Here is an 18,909-nt window from a genome sequence, read left to right as displayed (position 1 = left end):
TCGTCGGCAGCAACGACATTCCCACCGTCGAAGTCAGCAGTCCGGGAGCCGGCGGTGGCCTGGACCAAGTGTTCGAGAAGGGCCTGGCGGATGGCAGCAGCGCCGGTGACGGCAGCAACGTGACCACCGGCAGCTTCACCGTCGCCGACTCCGATGGGCTGGCCAACCTGAAGACCCTGAGCGTCGGCAGCCTCAGCGTCGACCTCACCACCAGCGGCTTCGCCAGCCTGGTGGGGCAGAGCTTCACTACCGCCCACGGCACAGTGCAAATCACTGGTTACAGCAATGGCACCTACAGCTTCAGCTACACCCTGACCTCGGCCACGACCGATGCCACCGGCCCCGAGACGGACGGATTCCAGGTATCGGTAAGCGACGGCCTGGCCAGCGCCTCGGCCAATGTCAGCATCGAGATCATCGACGATGTGCCGCTGGCGAAAGCGGATGGTGCATCGGTCAGCGAAGGCAGCAGTGTGACCGGCAACGTGGTCACAGGCGCCGGGTTGGGCTCCGTGGCGGATGTGTTCGGTGCCGATGGCCGCCCGTCGCCGACTACCGGCGTCGTGGGTGTGCGCGTCGGTGGGGATACCTCGACCCATGTTTCCGGCGGTGTGGATGTGCCCATCGATACCGGCCTGGGCATCCTGGTGCTGCATGCCGACGGCAGCTACAGCTACACCAGCCATGCCAACAGCCTGGGCCAGGCCGGTGGGGTCGATACCTTCACCTACACCATCGTCGATGGCGACGGCGACCTCAGCACCACGACCCTGACCATCGACCTGTCCAACATCACGGTGGTGGGCAGCGTGCAGGCGGGCTCCGATAACGATGTGCGCGAAGCCGCGCTCGGCATCGGTTCCGAGCCGGCCAGCAACGACGAGTTCGCCAGCGGCACCCTGGTGGCCAACGGCGGCAACGGGCCCTACAGCTTCAGCCTGAGTGCTGGCGCGGGCGTCGGCCAATACGGCCAGCTAGTGGTCAACGGCAATGGCTCCTACACCTACACGCTGCTGTCCGCGCCCAAGGTCAATCCGGGTAACAACGGCAACAACCTGCAATTCACCGAGACCTTCACCTTCACGGTGACCGACGCCAACGGCAACACCGGCGTGGGCACCCTGACCATCGACATCATCGACGATGTGCCGGACGTCAGCGTGAAGGGCCTGCAAGGGCTCGACCTGCAGGTGGATGAAACCACCCTGGGCGCCACCGACAGCACCAGTTTCGCCGGTGCCTTCACCAAGGTGTTCGGTGCCGACGGCGCGGCTGCCAGCAATGCCACCACCTACGCCCTGGATGTGAAATTGCCAGGGGCGGACAGCGGCCTGCGGGACACCGCGACGGGCAACAGCATCCTGCTGTTCAAGGAGGGCTCGGACATCGTCGGGCGTGTGGTTGGCGGCGGACAACTGGCCTTCCGCCTGAGTGTCGCGGCTGACGGTACGGTAACCCTGGAGCAGTCGCGGGCGATCTTCCACACCCCGAACTCCGGGCCGGACCAGGCGTCCGGCCTGGCCAGCGCCGACCTCGTCACCCTGACCGCCACCATCACCGATGGTGATGGCGACAAGGACAGCGCCTCCCTCAACCTGGGCGACGCCATCAGCTTCAGGGATGACGCGCCCAGCATCGATCCTTACGTGAAAGTCGGTCTCGACGACGATGCCTTGCCCCATGGCAACCCAGGCGGCGTGGGCGATGTCACGCCCGATACCCAGAACACCAGCGGCGTCATCGGCCACAGCTTCGGCGCCGACGGTGCGGGCACGATCGAGCTGCAGAGCAGTGGCGCACCCGCCGGCTTCACCTATGTGGAAACCCAGGGTGGCCTGCTGATCAAGCAGGGCGACGTGACGGTCATCACCGTCACCCTGGACGCGCTCACCGGTGCCTACACCGTCACCCAGAATGCGCCGGTCATGCATCCCTATGGGGATGACGAAAACGACCTGAGCTTCGAGGTCGAGTACAAGATCACCGACCGCGACGGCGACTTCGCCACCGGATCGCTCTACATCAAGGTGGATGACGATTCGCCGGAAGTTCGCGTCAATGCCGCCGTGCAGCTGGACGACGACGCGCTGGCCTTCGGCAATGCCGGAGGTACGGGCGACGTGCAGCCGGATACCGCCAATCTCACCGGTACCCTGGGGCACAGCTTTGGTGCTGATGGGGCAGGCTCCATCAGCCTGCTCACCACTGGGGCGCCCAGCGGCTTCAGCTACGAGAAGGATGGCGACAACCTGCTGATCAAGCAGGGCGGACTCACGGTCATCACCCTGACGCTGAACTGGGCGACCGGCGCCTACAGCGTCGTCCAGAACGGGCCGATCCTGCATTCGGCTGGCATGGACGAAAACGATGTGAGTTTCAGCATCGCCTACAAGGTGACGGATGCCGACGGCGACACCGCCACGGGTAGCCTGACCATCAATGTCGATGACGACACCCCGGAAGCCGTCGCAGACAGCGCCAGCATCGTCGAGGGCGGTGACACTGGCAGCCTGTTCGGCAATGTGCTGACCAATGATGCGGGTGGCGCCGACCAGCCCACGGCCTTCACCAGCTGGAACGGCGTCGCCGGTGCGATTCCTGGCGACAATGGCAGCCTTTTGGTGAACACCCCCTATGGCCTGGTGACCCTGAACGCCGATGGCAGCTACAGCTTTGTCCTGGCCAATGGTTCGGCGGCCGTGGAAGCGTTGGCCCCGGGTCAACAGGTGAGCCTGAATTACGCCTATTCCATGCAGGATGCTGACGGCGATCCGAGCAGTTCGACCCTGACCCTCACCATCATTGGCAGCAACGACGCTCCTACGGTGGAAGTCAGCACACCGGATGCCCAGGGCAATCTGGCCAAGGTCTACGAGCAAGGCCTGCCGAACGGCTCCAGCTTCGGCGATGGCAGCCATGTCACGACCGGCAGTTTCACGGTGGCCGACTCGGACGGTCTGTCCAATCTGAAGACTCTCAACGTTGGCAGCCTGAGTGTGGACCTCACCACCAATGGCTTCGCCAGCCTGGTGGGGCAGAGCTTTGCCGCTGACCACGGCACGGTGAAGATCACCGGCTACAGCAACGGCACCTACAGCTTCAGTTACACCCTCACCGAAGCCACCACCGATGGCCTGGGTGTGGAAACCGATGGTTTCCTCATCACCGTCAACGATGGCGTGGCCAGTGCGTCGGACAATGTCCGCATCGAGATCGTCGACGACGAGCCCGAAGCGAAGGCCGATAGCGCTTCGGTTGGTGAGGGCGCCACGGTGAACGGCAGCGTGACCAGCGCCGACGGGCTGGGCTCGGTCGCCGATGTGTTCGGTGCCGACGGTCGCCCGTCCCTGACTACCGGCGTCGTGGGTGTGCGCACCGGCGGGGATACCACTACCCATGTTTCCGGTGGCGTGGATACGCCGATCGATACCGGCCTCGGCACCCTGGTGCTGCATGCCGATGGCAGCTACAGCTACACCAGCCATCCGAACAGCGTGGGCCAGGCAGGGGCGGTCGACACCTTCACCTACACCATCGTCGATGGCGACGGCGACCTCAGCACCACGACCCTGACCATCAACGTCTCCAACTACACCGTAGTGGGCAGCGTGCAGGCCGGCTCGGATGGGGATGTGCGTGAAGCGGCCCTGAGCTTCGGCAGCTCGCCGTCGAGCACTGACGAGTTCGCCAGCGGCACCCTGCTGGGCAGCGGTGGCAACGGGCCCTACACCTTCAGCCTGCAAGCGGGGGCGGGTAACGGCCAGTACGGCCAGCTGGTGGTCAACAGCAACGGCTCCTACACCTACACCCTGCAGTCCGCGTCCAAGGTCGACCCGGGCAACAACGGCAACAACCTGCAGTTCACCGAGACGTTCACCTTCACGGTGACCGACGCCAACGGCAACACCGGCACGGGCTCCTTGACCATCGACATCATCGACGATGTGCCCGATGTCAGCGTGAAAGGGCTTGGCGCATTGGGTGTGGAGGTGGACGAAACCACCCTGGGCGCCACCGCCAGCACCAGCTTTGCCGGTGCCTTCACTCCGGTATTCGGCGCCGATGGCGCGGCTGCCAGCAACTCCATCACCTACAGCCTGGGTGTGAAGTCGCCGGCTGTGAACAGCGGTCTGCAGGACACCGCGACGGGCAACAGCATCCTGTTGTCCAAGGAGGGCTCGGACATCGTCGGGCGTGTGAGCGGAGGCGGTCAGTTGGCCTTCCGCCTGAGTGTCGCATCCGACGGCAGCGTGACCCTGGAACAGACACGCGCCATCGTGCACTCGCCCGATATCGGTCCCGACCAGGTGGCTGGCCTGTCCGCCGCCGACCTCATCACCCTGACCGCCACCATCACCGACGGCGATGGCGACAAGGACAGCGCGACCCTAGACCTCGGCAACGCCATCAGCTTCCGCGATGACGCGCCGAACGTGACCAGCAATGCCCTGGTGCAACTGGACGACGACGCACTGCCTGGCGGTATCGCGGGTGGTTCGGGCGATGACGTGGATTCGCTGAACACCTCCGGCAATGTCGGCTTCATCTTTGGCGCGGACGGCGCCGGCAGCGTTCAGTGGCTGACCACGGGTAGCCCCAGCGGCTTTGTCTACGAGAAGTCCGGCAGCGACCTGTTGATCAAGCAGGGCACCACGTCGGTCCTCAAGGTGACCCTCGACGGTACCAGTGGCGCCTACACCGTCACCCAGCTCGCGCCCATCCAGCATGACGCGGGCGGACAGGAGAACGACCAGCAGTTCGCCCTGACCTACCAGGTCACCGACAAGGATGGCGACCGCGCAAACGGCGTGCTGAACATCAAGGTCGACGACGATACGCCGCAGGCGATGAATGACAGTGCCGACGTTGCAGAGGGCAGTGGCCAGGCCGTCAATGTGGTGTCGGGCAATGTCCTGCTGGGCAGTGACAATGCCGTGGGTGGCGGTGATGACGATGCCTTCGGTGCCGACGGAGCAGGCCGCGTCCTGTCCATCCAGCTCGGTAGCACCACCTACACCTGGGACGGTGCCACTGCTATCAGCGTGAGCGGCGGCACCACCATCACCGGCAGCCAGCTGAGCAACATTGCCACTGCCAGTGGCGGCAACCTGAGCCTCAACTTCGCCAGTGGCGCCTGGACCTACGCAGCGCCGACAAGCATTGCGGCGGATACCAGTGAGAGCTTCACCTACACCATCGTCGACAAAGATGGCGACCCATCCAGCGCGACCCTGACGGTCCGGATCGAGGATGCTTCGCCCGTGGTCGGCAAGGTGGACGAGGACGAACTTCCCGGCGGCATCACCGACGGCGACGCCCAGACCACCGTGGTCACCGGCAACCTCGGCGAACTGCTGATGGGCACGCCGGCCGGTGCGCAGTTCAGCATTGCTGCAGTGCAGCAGGCAATGCCGTCGCTGACGTCCGACGGTGTGACGATCGCCTACTCGCGGGTCGGCAACACCCTGGTCGCCAAGGCGGGTACCGATACCGTCTTCACCCTGCAGGTGGAAAGCAACGGCAACTACACCTTCACCCTGCTGGGCGCGCTGGATCATCCCAGTGGCGCTGGCGGCGACGACCAACTCCTCACCCTGAACCTGACGGGAGCGCTGCAGGCCAGCAATGGCAGCGGCAACCTGCCCCTGGCGGGCGACCTGCTGATCCAGGTGGAGGACGATGTGCCGGTGATCCTCGCGGCCTCCAACCTCGTCTACTCCAACGGCAACAATCCGGCAGGCGGGTCGGGGATCTTCGTCTACGCCACCGGGGCCGATACCCGTGGCGCCGGGCCGTTCTCGGCTTCCGATTCGGACTTTTCCGGCATTAGCCTCAGCGGCAATGTCGGTGGCACGGCCATTTCCTCGACTGCGGTGACCTGGCAGTCCGAGTCGGACACCAGTGCGACCTTCGACATCAGCTTCAAGTACGCGCCCAACCCCGCGAGCCCCAGCTCCCTGGTCGAGGCCAACGGCACCCTGGTGTTCGACAAGGCCAATGGCACCTACACGGTGTCGCTGGACGAGCCCATCCAGGGGTTCAACATCTTCAAGACCAGCACCTCGCTCAGCATCAACGGCTACGAGCTGAACAGCACGCAACTGGACAACACGCAGCCGGCGGTGTCGGTGGTCGAGTTGGCCAACAACTTCTATGTGCAGTACACCGCCTACGCCGAACCCGGTAGCGGCACTGGCAGCGACAACCTGTGGGCAGGCACCAACAATCCCACGGTCTTCTCCAATGGCGAGTTGTTCAGCCAGAACGCTTCGTGGGTCAGCGTGAGCAATGCGGCCAATGGCGTGGGTGGCGACACCCTGGGCAAGGGCGAGGTCCTGGACCTGAACTTCTACACCTCCAATCCCAAGGGCAATGTCGGCGTCGAGCCGAGCGCCCGCGCGGCCGGGATGTTCCTGAAGTTCGACGGGGTCGGTAATGAAGACATCGTTGTGGTGCTCAAGCTGATCGGCACGGGCGGGGTCAAGACCACGCGGGCGCTGGTGGTGAGCACCAACGACATCTTGACCACCAACAGCGTGGCGCTGGCCGCCTATGGCATCACGCTGGACCAGAACGACGGCGCCATCGTCATCGAGAACAACGACTTCAATGCGCCCGGGGAGAACTGGCAGATCTACGGCGCCCAGATTCTCACCAGTGTCGAAGGCATCACTACCACCACAGCCATCAACTTCAACTCGGTGATTGGCAATGGCGGCGCCACCAATGTGAACGATGTATCCGACTTCGGCTCCTCGGCGACCGACAACGACGTCCTGAAGGTTTCGGATGTCGGCTTCATCACCAGCGAGAAGAACACCCTGGATACCGACCTGGACTTCCAGGTGGGCGTGAAGGATGCCGACGGCGATACCACGGCCACCCAGAACCTGCACGTGACCATGGAGGCGAGCACCACCTTCGTTGGCACCGCGAGCGCTGATGTGATCCATGGCACCACCGGCAATGACAATCTGTCAGGCATGGGCGGGGACGATGTGCTGGTGGGCGGGCTGGGCAACGATGTGCTGAACGGCGGGGCCGGGATCGACACGGCTTCCTACGACAACGCCACCTCCGGGGTTGCGGTGAACCTCGCGCTGGTTGGCCAGCAGAACACCGGTGGCGGCGGGCTGGATACCCTGATCGACATGGAGAACCTGCTCGGCTCGCACTTCAACGACGTACTGACCGGCAACAGCGGCAACAACGTGCTGGCGGGTAACGGCGGCAATGACCAGCTCACGGGGAGCGGCGGCGCCGACACCTTCAAGTGGCTGGCCGGTGAAACCGGTACCACCACCATCACTGACTTCACTCCAGGGCAGGACAAGCTGGACCTGTCGCAACTGTTGACTGGCGAACACAGCAACGCGGGAAGCCTGGACGACTTCCTGACCATGGCTTTCGGCACCAACACCACCATCACCGTGGATTCCAATACGGCGGCCAATCCGGGTGGCACCGGACAGACTATCGTGTTGGAGGGGGTGAACCTGCAGGCAGCCTACGGTGCGGCCGACACAGCGTCGGTGATCACCCATATGCTCGATGACGGTTCATTGAAGGCCGATGCCTGACCTGCATCGCGGGCCCGCCCTCGCGGCGGGCCCGGCATTGGAACGGGAGTGAGGAAGGAACCATGGTTTATGTGCAGAGAGACGAGAAGGGCAGGGTTCTGCGGGTGGAGCACGAACCCTTCGACAACATGACCCAGAGCATGCCGGCCAGCGATCCGGAAGTCCGGACCTGGTTCGCCAGCCGCAGCCTGCATGATCACCTGATGTCCCTACAGTATTCAGACCTGGAGCTGGTGCGGGTCATCGAGGACTTGGTGCAGGTACTGGTGAGTCGGGGCGTGATGAATTACACCGACCTGCCGGCCCCCGCCCGCCACAAACTTCAGCACCGCGCCAACACCCGCTCCCAGGTGGGCGATCTGGGGGAGTTGGTTTCCGAGGATTACCGCTTGCCGTATTGAGCGGCCAGGCATTTCTTGCGAATGAATTCTCTGCCACAAGCACGTTTTTCGTAGGTTGTGGCTGAGCCACGCGAAGCCCAATGTTCGGAGTCGGTGCATGCACCGTTGGGCTTCGCTCCGCTCTGCGCCAACCTACGGTGGGGCCGCGCGGGTATCGCAGGCTCGCAAACCGCTGCCCGCTTCATCCATGCCATGGCGCCGGTGCGCCGATCAGGCGGCCCATGGCGCCCTGGATGCCCAGTTCCCGTAGCACATCCAGTTCGCCCTGGGATTCCACCATCTCCGCGATCAGCGGCAGGTCGATGCTGTTGGTGGCGCGGAACAGGGCTTCGATGAACAGGCGCTTGTCGCTTTCCAGGTCGATGGCGCGGATGTAGGTGCCGTCGATCTTCAGGTAGGCAAGGCCAAGGTGGGCGAGGTTGCCGATCAGGCTGAAGCGTCCGCCGAAGTGCTGCAGGCCGACGCCGTAACCGGTTTCACGGATCGCCTGGCAGAGCTGCCCGAGTTCGCTGGCCGGTGGCAGGTGGCGCTCGTCCAGCTCCAGGGTGAGTAGCTCCGCCTGCTGGGGATGAGACTTGAGCAATGCGAGCAGGCGCTCACGGTGTTCGCCCGGGTGCAGGCTGGCGGCGGACAGGCTGAGGGCGATGCGCGATGGTGTCTGCTGCAGGTGTGCCAGGCAGTGTTCGAGCATTGCCAGGTCGAAGCGTGCGGACCAGCCCAGGCGCTCGATCCAGGGCAGGAAACGCCCGGCGGGCACGGCTTCACCCTGGGGATCCAGCAGGCGCGCCAGCACTTTGTGGTGCAGGGTTTCGGCGGTGTTGGTGCAGAGACCCACCGGCTGGAAGTAGAGACGCAGCTTGCCCTTGCTCAGCGCGTCGTCGATCCATGCGCGCCAGTCGTGCAGGCTCTGGCCTGGCGCGGCGTCGAAGTCGTCCAGGCGCACCCAGGGGCGGTCGGTGCCTTGCGCCGCCTGGGCCAGGGCCTGGTCGGCGCGGCTCATCACCCGCTGGATGTCTTCACCCGGCCGGTAGGCGGCGATGCCGAGCAGGGCGACCGGACTGCGGTCGCTGGCACCGGTGGCATGCAGGTTTTCCAGTTGATTGGCGAGGTCGGCTGCCAGTTGTTCGGTGTCTTCCCCGGTGAGGCCGGGGCAGAGCAGGGCGAACTCGCCGCCGCGGCTGCGCGACGCCAGCCAGTCGGGATTGCCTCTTTTCTGCACCAGATTGCCGAGGATTTCCCCGATATCGCGGATCAGCGCGTCGGTGCGCTGGCCGCCGAGGCGCTGGTTGAGCCCGCCGAGGTCGTTGACCCGCAACAGCACGAGGTAGCCGGCGGCGTTCTGGTCGTTGGGCACCAGTTGGTTGGCGAGGCGGATATCGAACTGGCGGCGGTTGGCCAGGCCGGTGAGGCTGTCCTGGTATGCCTCTTCGCGCAGGCGTTCGCTACGCGCGGCTTCTTCCGCGAAGAGGTTGCGCAGCTTGTCCACCATCTGGTTCATGGCCAGCACTACGCGGCGCAGTTCTGGGGTGCGCGGTACCTTGGGCAGGGCAAGGAACTCACGGCGGCTGATGGCTTCGGCCTGCTGCACCATGTTGTCCAGCGGGCGCAGTTGCGTGCGCAGCAGCCAGGCACCGACCAGGGCGCTGACCAGGCCGCAAAGCAGCAGCCAGGCGAGGCTGCCGATGGCGCTGTCCCAGAGCTTGGCCAGGGCGAATTGCGGATGGCTGAGCACCTCCACGCGCGCGGCCTGCTGCCAGCCACGCATGATCAGCGCGTCGCCGCCCTGGGGCCGCAGGTTGACCAGATGGGCGAACCAGCTCGGCACCTGGTCGCTGGTGGTGGTCGTGCGGCGTTCGGCGATCACTCCGCCATCGGGGATGCGAACCACGCGGATGCTGGCGAAGTAGCCGCTGTCGAAGATGGAGCTGACCATCAGCTCGATCATTGCCGGGTCGTCAACGTGAGGTGTCATGGACAGGCCGAGGGCGGTGGCGGCGTCCTGGGCGTGTGAGCGCAACTGGCTGAGCAACTGCTCGCGGGAGCTCTCCACGCCCGCGAGGAAGCTGCCGGCGAAGGCCAGCGCGAGCAGCAGGCAGATGGCCAGGAACAGTTGCTTGAGTAACGACATGGGCTAACCCTCTCCAATGGCGAAGCCTTCGGCTCTCATTTTTTTCAGCAGGTCCTGCCAGCGCGACAGTTTCTTGGTATCCCCGGCACGCTTGGCGCCGGTGTAGAGGCCTTCGGCGTTGAAGGCGTACACGGGCAAGAGGTCGGTGCGCTGCGACGCCGGACGTATCTCGCCGATCAGGTTGTCCAGCACCAGGGGATCGGCGGTGGGCGTCTTGTAATAGGTGAGGACCATGTGCGCCTGGTTCTGGCGCAGGGCCTTGACGTAGGTGATGCGCAGCTTCTCGGCGGGGATGCCGAGGCGGCGCAGGGTGAAGTACTTGGCGATGGAGTAGTCCTCGCAATCGCCGGCACCCTTGATCAGGGCCTCGACGGGGGTGGCCCAGTAGTCGTTCTGGCGCCATGTGCGGATGTCGTCGGTGAAACGGAACTGGCGGTTGAAGAAGCGGTTGACTGCTGTGAGCTTCTCGCCTTCTGGCAGGTCGATGCTGGCCTGGATCAGTTCGCTCCAGGCGAGGATGCGTCCCTTGGCGGGGCCGAGGTCGCCATAGCGCTTGGTGGCGTTCTGCAGGATCAGGTCGAAATCCCAGTTGGCCAGCACGCTGGCCAGGCAGAGCAGCAGCCCGGCGAGCAGGCAGCCGCCTTGCCAAGCCAGCCACGAGGGTTTCCGCAGTCCCATTGCCGCCCATCGCCGCCGCATTCGCCATCTCTCCGCCCAGGATGCTCAGAGTCTAGGCGGGAATCGAGGTTTTGCCGCTGGCCGGTTTCAGTGGCTGCGCAGGGTCTTCTGGCGAAGGATGTAGATGCTGACCAGTACGGCGCTGGTGAGCATGAAACCACGGGCCCAGGGCAGGGGCACGAGGAAGCAGGAGAGGGTGATGCTGGCCCACATCAGTACCAGGGCGTAGACCTTGCCCTTGAGGGGAATGCCCTGGCCCTCCAGATAATCGCGAATCCAGGGGCCGAGCTTCGGGTGTTCCACCAGCCAGAGGTAGAAACGCCGCGAGCTGCGTACGAAGCAGGCCGCGGCGAGCAGCAGGAAAGGCGTGGTGGGCAGGACCGGCACGAAGATGCCGATCACGCCCAGGGCGACACTGAGCCAGCCGATGATCAGGAGAACCATGCGCAGCGCCGGGTGGCGCTGCTGCTGGATATCGCTGTGCGCCATGCGCGCCGGCCTTAGTGGTGGCGGGGCTTGAGCAGCGCGGGTTTTTCTTCTGGTGCGTTGCAGAGCAGGAAGAGGGCGGTCAGCAGTTCGGGGATCTGCTCGACCATTTCGTCCACCAGGTTGCGGTCCTTGGCGATTTCGGCGAATTCGGGCTGCTCGTCGAACAGGCCCGAGCCCACCATGATCGGCAGCAGCAGTTCGCTGACTTCCTCTTCGGCGTTCTCGAACCAGGTTTCCTCGCGCAGGAACACGCCTTCCATGAAACCGATGCACCAGCCGCGCAGGTCGGAATCGTCCGGATCCTCGCCCAGGTCCAGGTCGCAGGGCATTTCGGGGTCTTCGTCGCTGGCCAGTTGGCGGGCGATGTGGGCCTTGAGGGCCAGCAGAGTGGATTCGATCTCTTCGCGCTCGGCGTCGCTGCGATAGTGCGGCGGCTCGGAGAAGAGGGCGTCGATCCATTCGCGCTCGGGCACCTGGTCCGGGCAGATCGACAGGGCACTCAGGTAGCCATGGGTGGCCACATAGTCCAGAGCCTCTTCGTGCAGATCATCGGCGTCGAGAAAAGCTTGCAGGCGGGACAGTTGCTCAGCGAAGGACATCGTGGGACTACCTTGAGGAATAAACGACGCTGAATTCTAGTCGAGTGCGAGGTTCGCGGCAAAAGGCGCGGGCGATAGGCGTGGCCAAATTGCCGGTGCGGCTGACGTATAATGCGCGGCTTGTTCCGGAGACCCCCATGCTCGACCAGGCACTGCGCATCCTCAAAGACGTATTCGGCTACGACGCTTTCCGCGGCAACCAGGCCTCGATCATCGAACGTGTAGCCACCGGTGGCGATGCCCTGGTGCTGATGCCCACCGGTGGTGGCAAGTCGCTCTGCTACCAGGTGCCGGCGTTGCTGCGCGAGGGCCTGACGGTGGTGGTTTCGCCGCTGATCGCGCTGATGGAAGACCAGGTCGCCACCCTGGACGAACTGGGCGTGCCGGCCGTGGCGCTGAATTCCACGCTGTCCGCGGAAGCCCAGCGGGAAATTGCCGATCGTCTGCGCCAGGGCGAGATCAAGCTGCTCTATCTCGCTCCGGAACGCCTGGTGCAACCCCGCATGCTGGCCTTCCTCCAGCGGCTGCAGATCGGCCTCTTCGCCATCGATGAAGCCCACTGCGTGTCCCAATGGGGCCATGATTTCCGCCCCGAGTACCTGCAGCTGGGCCAACTGGCTGAACTCTTCCCGAACGTGCCGCGCATGGCGCTGACCGCCACCGCCGACATGCGGACCCGCGAAGAGATGGTGCAGCGCCTGCACTTGCAGAACGCCGAGCGTTTCCTCTCCAGCTTCGACCGCCCGAACATCTTCTATCGCATCGTCGCGAAGGATCAGCCGCGCAAGCAGCTGCTGGGCTTCCTCGCTGAGCGACGCGGCGATGCGGGCATCGTCTACTGCATGTCGCGCAAGAAGGTGGAGGAGGTGGCGGCCTTCCTTTCCGAGCAGGGGTTCCCGGCGCTGCCGTATCACGCGGGCCTGTCCAACGACCTGCGAGCCTTCCACCAGAAGCGTTTCCTCAATGAGGAAGGGCTGATCATGGTCGCCACCATTGCCTTCGGCATGGGCATCGACAAGCCCAACGTGCGCTTCGTGGCCCACCTGGACCTGCCCAAGTCCCTCGAAGCCTATTACCAGGAAACGGGCCGTGCCGGCCGGGACAGCCTGCCTGCGGATGCCTGGATGGCCTATGGGCTGCAGGACGTGTTGCTGCTCAAGCAGATGCTGAGCAACTCGGAGGGTGACGAGCGGCACAAGCGCATCGAACAGCACAAGCTGGACGCGATGCTGTCGCTCTGCGAGGAAACCCGCTGCCGCCGGCAAGCACTGTTGGCCTACTTCGACGAAGAACTGCCGCAGCCCTGTGGCCACTGCGATATCTGCACCGACGGCGTGCAGACCTGGGACGCCACAGAGCCCGCGCGTCTGGCGCTCTCGACCATCCACCGCAGCGGCCAGCGCTACGGCGTCGGCCATCTGGTGGATCTGTTGCTCGGACGAGACAACGAGAAGGTGCGGTCCTCCGGCCACCAGCACCTCTCGGTGTTCGGCATGGGCAAGAACCTTTCCGAAGGCGATTGGCGCACCCTGTACCGCCAGTTGGTGGCCCGCGGCCTGGCGGACGTCGACCTGGAAGGCTTCGGCGGCCTGCGCCTGACCGAGGCCTGCCGCCCGCTGCTGCGTGGCGAGGTGCAACTGGAGCTGCGTCGGGACCTGTCGACCAAGGCACCCAAACCCACCGCCAGCGCCGCCAGCCAACTGGTGCGTGGCGAAGAGCGCGAGCAGTGGGAAGCCCTGCGTACGCTGCGTCGCAAGCTGGCGGAAGAGCACAGCGTGCCGCCCTACGTCATCTTCCCTGACGCGACCCTGCTGGAAATGCTCCGCAGCAAGCCGCGCAGCCTCTCTGAAATGGCCCAGGTCAGCGGTGTGGGCGCGCGCAAGCTGGAGCGTTACGGCGAGGCCTTCCTCGAAGTGCTCAACGGCAATGGCGCCGGTGAGGCACCGCGTGCCGTCACCGACCTGCGCCATGAACTGGTGAGCCTGGCTCGTGCGGGCATGACACCGGCGCAGATTGCCCGTCAGCTCAATTGCAGCGAGAAGAACGTCTACAGCCTGCTGGCCGAGACCATCGGCAATCAGCAATTGAGTCTGGAACAGGCGCTGGACCTGCCGGAAGATCTGCTGGGCGAGATTCAGGACGCCTTCCTTGACGGCGAAGGCGAACTGCCTCCCGTGGCCGAGGTGGCCGAGCTGTTCGCTGGCCGCGTGCCCGACGGCGTGTTGCATTGCGTGCGCGCGGCCCTGCAGGCGGAGTTCGAGGCTTGATTCGACGCCGGTCATTCCGGCGTCGATAAAATGACGGGGCAAAACGACGAACTTGTGACGCAGCGCACGACCGGCTAATGTGCGTCAGAGGCCTCCGACAGAAGGGGTGGACGTGTCCTACAACAATACTGCCTGGCTTAACGACGTTCGTCCCAATCCCTATGCCGACCAACTGGCCCTGGGATTCCGGCATCTCCGCTTCACGCGCTCGCTGGAGCGCGAGTATCGCGATTATTTCCTCGAAGAGAACTTCGACCTCAAACGCATCGCCCTGAGTGCTGGCCTGCTGATCTGGCTGGCATTTGCCGTGCTCGATTTCTACCTGATCAGCAGTGAGACCCGCTGGTGGATGCTGGCCGTTCGGCTCGGCGTGCTGGGACTGCTGCTGGGCTGCGGCGTGCTGATGCTCCAACGCCGCCATCGGCACCTGCTGGCCCCCCTGAGCCTGGTCTGCATCGGTTCTCTGGGCGTGGGCGCCGGGGCGGTGGTGGCCATCGCCCATCGCAGCGATCCGTCCTTCCCCTACGAGGGTCTGTTGCTGGTCTGCATGGCCGCCTACTTCCTGGTGGGGTTGCGGCTGGTGGAGGCGCTGGGCGTTTCCCTGGTGATCCTGCTGGCCTATGTGGGGCTGGAGCTCTGGGCCGGACTGCCCTGGCCAAGGTTGATCAACAACCTGCTGTTCCTGCTGTTTGGCAACATCGCCGGTGCAGTCGGCTGCTACCTGCTGGAGTTCAAATCCCGCGAGCATTTCCTCATCAGCCGCCTGATGCGGGTACTGGCGGATCACGACAGCCTGACCGGCCTGTACAACCGCCGCAGTTTCAATCGGCAGCTGGAGCGTCTATGGCGCCAGGCCCAGCGTGAACGGCACGGCCTGGCCCTGTTGCTCTGTGACGTCGACCACTTCAAGGCCTATAACGACCGCTACGGCCATCAGGCCGGCGACCTGGTGTTGCAGCAAGTCGCCCGTGTGCTCGAAGGCACCGCGCGTCGGCCCCTGGATATGGCGGTTCGCCTGGGGGGAGAGGAGTTCGCCGTGCTGCTCTATGACATCGGGGAGCAGGAGGCGCGCCGCTGCGCCGAGAAGCTGCGGGCGACGCTGGAAGAGCAGTCTATCCGCCATGAGGCTTCACCCACGGCACCAGTGCTGACCATGTCCATTGGCGTTGCCTGCGTCCATCCGCAGCCGGGCATGCCCTTGGGCAAGCTCTATGAGCTGTATGAGCATGCGGATCGCGCCCTGTACGAAGGCAAGGCTTTCGGCCGCAATCGGGTGGTGGCTTGAGTCGGACGAAAACTGCCTGCGCTCGGCCATGCGTCGTTAAAACTTGGTTCGGAATGCTCATTAACAGTCGTTAACTCCGCTTCCTCACCAACTTTTGCCTTGCCTGGCCTTCGCTCGGCGACTTTTCGTGCAGAACTCAATTCGTCGCTCCGGATGGCGCGAGCCGTGACTGTCCGGGGCCTTGGCCGGTGATAGCATCGCCGCTCCTCCCGCATCGAGCGATCCGCATGGACAAGCTGATCCAGGCTGACGGCCAGCCGCACTACGGCATATTTCCCGCCGCCCCCGGCCTCATCAACTACCGCGACTTCGACTTCCGCTCGCCCATGGGGCGCCGCCTGGGGGCATTGGCCAAGTGGCGGCGCTTCCACCAGTTCCAGTACTTCGGCCTGCTCGGCAACGAGCTGATTGGCGGGTGCGCCCTGGCCAACCTCAGTCTGGTGGGGGTTGGTTTCGTCTACCTCTTCCATCCCGCCAGCGGGCGCATGATCGAGCGTCAATTCAAGTTGCCGTTGGGCCTGGGCACTTCGTTCTCGCAATCGCCGGACGAGGGCATTTGCGAGCTGCGCCAGGGCCGCAACCTGCTGCGCCTGGAAAACCGCTCCGAAACCGGTGAAAAGCGCCTGCTGGTAGAGCTGGATGACGGTACCCGCATCGATGCGTCGTTCAGCGAGCGGGAGCCGGCGTTCCAGCCCATGTGCATCTGCACGCCGACGGCGGTGAATGGCTGGGTGTATGCGCAGAAGGTGGCGGGGGTCGCCTGTCGTGGCCAGGTGAGCAGCGTGCTGGGGAATTTCGATCTCGCGGAAATCGGCGCCTTCGCCCATAACGACTGGTCCGCGGGCTACATGCGCCCGGAAACCAACTGGAACTGGGCCTGCCTGTCCGGCCTGGCTGACGGGTTGCGAGTCGGGTTGAACCTGTCCTGCGGGGTGAACGAGACCAGCTTCACCGAAAACTGCTTCTGGCTGGATGGGGAGCTGATCAAGGTCGATACGGTCCGTTTTGCCTTCGACCGCGACCAGCCTCTGAAGACCTGGAGCGTCGCTTCCCATGATGGTCAGGTCGAGCTGACGTTCGTTGGCGAGGGCTTGCATGAGGAGCGCCTGAACCTCGGTTTCATTGCGAGTAATTTCAAGCAGGTGTTCGGCCGATTCAGCGGCACCCTGCGACCGGCGGGGCGTGAACCGGTGCAGATCGACAGGATGTGGGGCTTTGTCGAGGACCAGTACGTCAAGTGGTAGGGCGGGGGGACTTGCTCGCGGCTTGCGGCTATGATTAGCTGGCTAATTATTAGTATAAGAAGTCCGAGTCAATTTCGATGTCCTACCCCGATCAACACCGTTTCGCCATGCAGCTCGCACAGATGTCCCGCGCGTGGCGCGCCGAACTCGACCGCCGTCTGGCCGGCATGGGGCTGTCCCAGGCCCGCTGGCTGGTATTGCTGCACCTGTCCCGTTTCGAGGACGACTTGCCCACCCAGCGCGAGCTGGCCAAGAGCGTCGGCGTCGAAGGCCCGACCCTGGCCCGTCTGCTGGATAGCCTTGAGGCACAGGGGCTGATCCAGCGCATGGCCGTAGCCGAAGATCGCCGGGCGAAGAAGATCGCCCTGTGCCCGCCGGCCCGTCCCCTCATCGAAAAGATCGAAGCCATCTCCAGCCAGCTGCGCCAGGAACTCTTCGCCGGTATCGAGGATGAAGAGCTGCGCCGCTGCCAGCAGGTTCACGCGCGGATTCTGACGAACCTGGACCGCCTCTGATGGGGCAGGACCTCGAGGCGCTTCACGAGCGCTTCGGCGCCCGCTATCCGCAATGGCTGCTAGGCCTGCTGATGCTCGGCAGCATGGCGATGATCCTCGCCTCCACCAGTATCAACGTTGCCTTGCCGGCGATCATGGCCGACTTCGGCATTGGCCGGCCGCTGGCGCAATGGCTTTCCACCGGATTCCTCGCTGCCATGACGGCTGGCCTGTTGCTGGCAGCCTGGTGCCAGGCGCGGCTGGGTGCGCGGCGCACGGTGCAGTTCGGGCTTGGCCTGTTCTGCCTGGCATCGCTCCTGGCCCTGGTGGCCACATCGGCCTGGCAGTTGATCGCCCTGCGCATCGTCATGGGGGCTTGCGCCGGCATCATCCAGCCGCTGGCGATGGTGCTGATCTTTCGCGTCTATTCCGAAGGCGGTCGTGGCATGGCCCTGGGCATCTACGGGCTGGGCATCATGGTGGCGCCGACCCTCGGGCCGACCATCGGTGGCTACCTGATCGACCATTTCGGCTGGGGTGCGGTGTTCTGGTTGCCGCTGCCGCTCTGTCTCCTCGCGCTGATCGGTGCCCAATGGCTGATGCCCAGCGTGCGCGACCGCAACACGCCAGGCGTCGACCTGCCAGCTTTCACTCTCCTGAGCGTCGCGCTGTTCGCCTTGCTTGGTTCCCTGGCCGAAGCCCAGCGTTTCGGCTGGCTGGCCCCCAGTGCATGGCTGCCGGGATTACTTGGCGTGGCATGCACCGTGGCCTTCCTGCGCCGCAGTCGCACCTGCGAACGCCCCCTGCTGCCGCTGCAACTCTGGCGCCACGCCGCGTTTCGCAAGGCGAGCTGGGTCGCCCTGGTGCTTGGCCTTGGGCTGTACGGCTCCACCTACCTGATTCCGCTCTACCTGCAGACGGTAGAGGGTTATAGCGCCGGGCGGGCCGGTCTTCTGATGTTGCCGACTGGTGTGGTGCTGGGGCTGGCGTCCTTTATTGGTGGCTGGGCGAGCGACCGCCTGTCGGCTGCCTCCATGCTGGTGTTCGGCCTCCTGGTGTTCGCGTTGTCGTCGGCGGGCCTCGGGTTGGCGGGGCACGGGGCTTCGTTTCTGGCGCTCTGCGGCTGGGCCTGCGTCGGCCGGCTGGGGCTCGGTTTGCTCCTGCCAGCGATGAGTACGGGGGCGCTGGACGTCCTCAGCTCGGAAGAGCTGGCGCTGGGAGCGGGTGCCATCACATTCGTTCGTCAGCTGGGTGGCGCCTTTGGAGTCAATCTGCTGACCTTCTTTATCGAGTGGCGCCACGCCGCAGGTGGCGGCAATGCTGCAGCCGAAGTGCTGGCATTCGAGCAGAGCTTCTGGCTGGTTGCGCTACTCTTCCTGATGGCCGTTGTGCCGGCCTGGGGCGTGCGTCCTGCAAGGCGTTGAGCGTGCAAATCGCACGATGAAATTTTTGTCAAGCCCCTAGCGAAATCTTTCCTATAGTGGAGTAAGCTACAGCCCAGGTTTGTGGCCAGCTGCCATTATTCCGGGCGAGGGAGCGGAGAGCCCGAAGCTGTAGGTCTCGAGTGGAATGGATAAGGAGCTCCACCCACTATCACTGTTGTTTTGAGGTCAACGTATTTCACGTCGCTTCGAGGATGCCCGGGTGGGATATCAGGAGCCAGTTGCGTGGTTACGGATGATCGGGGAGGACATATGGCAAGGGTTCACAAGCTCCTTTTGACGCTTGCGTCCGGCTCTGCACT

11 protein-coding genes are annotated in these 18,909 nt (G+C 64.5%); 7 read left to right on the top strand and 4 right to left on the bottom strand.

Annotated elements, in window-relative coordinates; genetic code table 11:
- Positions 1-68 precede the first annotated feature (68 nt).
- Together E8E91_RS24145 and E8E91_RS24140 are read left to right on the top strand one after the other, a co-directional pair.
- The gene (locus E8E91_RS24145; protein WP_280379429.1) at positions 69-7,580 is read left to right on the top strand and encodes a DUF5801 repeats-in-toxin domain-containing protein; all 7,512 of its coding nucleotides are present in this window, start codon (positions 69-71) and stop codon (positions 7,578-7,580) included.
- A 62-nt stretch (positions 7,581-7,642) separates the two neighbouring features.
- Positions 7,643-7,981 (top strand): tryptophan synthase subunit beta, encoded by a 339-nt coding sequence (locus E8E91_RS24140; protein WP_271471154.1) that lies wholly within the window; start codon positions 7,643-7,645, stop codon positions 7,979-7,981.
- 181 nt (positions 7,982-8,162) lie between these two features.
- On the opposite strand, the gene lapD is transcribed toward E8E91_RS24140, so the two are convergent.
- From lapD to E8E91_RS24120, 4 genes are all read right to left on the bottom strand, one after another.
- A complete protein-coding gene (gene lapD, locus E8E91_RS24135) occupies positions 8,163-10,109 on the bottom strand; it encodes a cyclic di-GMP receptor LapD (RefSeq protein WP_280379427.1) in 1,947 nt (648 codons plus the stop codon).
- A 3-nt stretch (positions 10,110-10,112) separates the two neighbouring features.
- Entirely contained in the window at positions 10,113-10,787 is a 675-nt protein-coding gene (gene lapG, locus E8E91_RS24130; RefSeq protein ID WP_223834768.1) for a cysteine protease LapG, read from the bottom strand.
- Between the two features lie 87 nt (positions 10,788-10,874).
- A complete protein-coding gene (locus E8E91_RS24125; RefSeq protein WP_190828795.1) occupies positions 10,875-11,276 on the bottom strand; it encodes a YbaN family protein in 402 nt (133 codons plus the stop codon).
- Between the two features lie 11 nt (positions 11,277-11,287).
- Positions 11,288-11,875, bottom strand: a complete 588-nt coding sequence (locus E8E91_RS24120; RefSeq protein ID WP_280364163.1) for a YecA family protein — start codon at positions 11,873-11,875, stop codon at positions 11,288-11,290.
- Positions 11,876-12,012: 137 nt separating this feature from the next.
- Between E8E91_RS24120 and recQ the strand changes: the two genes are divergently transcribed.
- The 5 genes from recQ (at position 12,013) to E8E91_RS24095 (ending at position 18,589) form a co-directional block, all read left to right on the top strand.
- Complete coding sequence (gene recQ / locus E8E91_RS24115; protein WP_280379424.1) at positions 12,013-14,142, top strand: DNA helicase RecQ; 2,130 nt, start codon at positions 12,013-12,015, stop codon at positions 14,140-14,142.
- A gap of 112 nt (positions 14,143-14,254) precedes the next feature.
- Positions 14,255-15,427: a GGDEF domain-containing protein gene (locus E8E91_RS24110; RefSeq protein ID WP_280364159.1), complete on the top strand. Its 1,173-nt coding sequence runs from the start codon at positions 14,255-14,257 to the stop codon at positions 15,425-15,427.
- Positions 15,428-15,654: 227 nt separating this feature from the next.
- Positions 15,655-16,671: a DUF2804 domain-containing protein gene (locus tag E8E91_RS24105; RefSeq protein ID WP_280379422.1), complete on the top strand. Its 1,017-nt coding sequence runs from the start codon at positions 15,655-15,657 to the stop codon at positions 16,669-16,671.
- 77 nt (positions 16,672-16,748) lie between these two features.
- Positions 16,749-17,186 (top strand): MarR family transcriptional regulator, encoded by a 438-nt coding sequence (locus tag E8E91_RS24100; RefSeq protein ID WP_190828785.1) that lies wholly within the window; start codon positions 16,749-16,751, stop codon positions 17,184-17,186.
- A complete protein-coding gene (locus E8E91_RS24095) occupies positions 17,186-18,589 on the top strand; it encodes a DHA2 family efflux MFS transporter permease subunit (RefSeq protein WP_280379420.1) in 1,404 nt (467 codons plus the stop codon). The genes E8E91_RS24100 and E8E91_RS24095 overlap by 1 nt, the downstream gene beginning before the upstream one ends.
- Positions 18,590-18,909: the final 320 nt, after the last annotated feature.

Source organism: Pseudomonas sp. BN515 (genome assembly GCF_029873155.1).
Taxonomy (GTDB): domain Bacteria; phylum Pseudomonadota; class Gammaproteobacteria; order Pseudomonadales; family Pseudomonadaceae; genus Metapseudomonas.
The sequence above is the reverse complement of the archived record's forward strand: the minus strand, read 5'-3'. Positions and strand labels throughout refer to the sequence as shown.

Bases quoted from the DNA above. Each gene is read 5' to 3' on its own strand.
- E8E91_RS24140 (WP_271471154.1), top strand. From the start codon at position 7,643: ATGGTTTATGTGCAGAGAGACGAGAAGGGCAGGGTTCTGCGGGTGGAG.
- lapD (WP_280379427.1), bottom strand. From the start codon at position 10,109: ATGTCGTTACTCAAGCAACTGTTCCTGGCCATCTGCCTGCTGCTCGCG.
- lapG (WP_223834768.1), bottom strand. From the start codon at position 10,787: ATGGGACTGCGGAAACCCTCGTGGCTGGCTTGGCAAGGCGGCTGCCTG.
- E8E91_RS24125 (WP_190828795.1), bottom strand. From the start codon at position 11,276: ATGGCGCACAGCGATATCCAGCAGCAGCGCCACCCGGCGCTGCGCATG.
- E8E91_RS24120 (WP_280364163.1), bottom strand. From the start codon at position 11,875: ATGTCCTTCGCTGAGCAACTGTCCCGCCTGCAAGCTTTTCTCGACGCC.
- recQ (WP_280379424.1), top strand. From the start codon at position 12,013: ATGCTCGACCAGGCACTGCGCATCCTCAAAGACGTATTCGGCTACGAC.
- E8E91_RS24105 (WP_280379422.1), top strand. From the start codon at position 15,655: ATGGACAAGCTGATCCAGGCTGACGGCCAGCCGCACTACGGCATATTT.
- E8E91_RS24100 (WP_190828785.1), top strand. From the start codon at position 16,749: ATGTCCTACCCCGATCAACACCGTTTCGCCATGCAGCTCGCACAGATG.
- E8E91_RS24095 (WP_280379420.1), top strand. From the start codon at position 17,186: ATGGGGCAGGACCTCGAGGCGCTTCACGAGCGCTTCGGCGCCCGCTAT.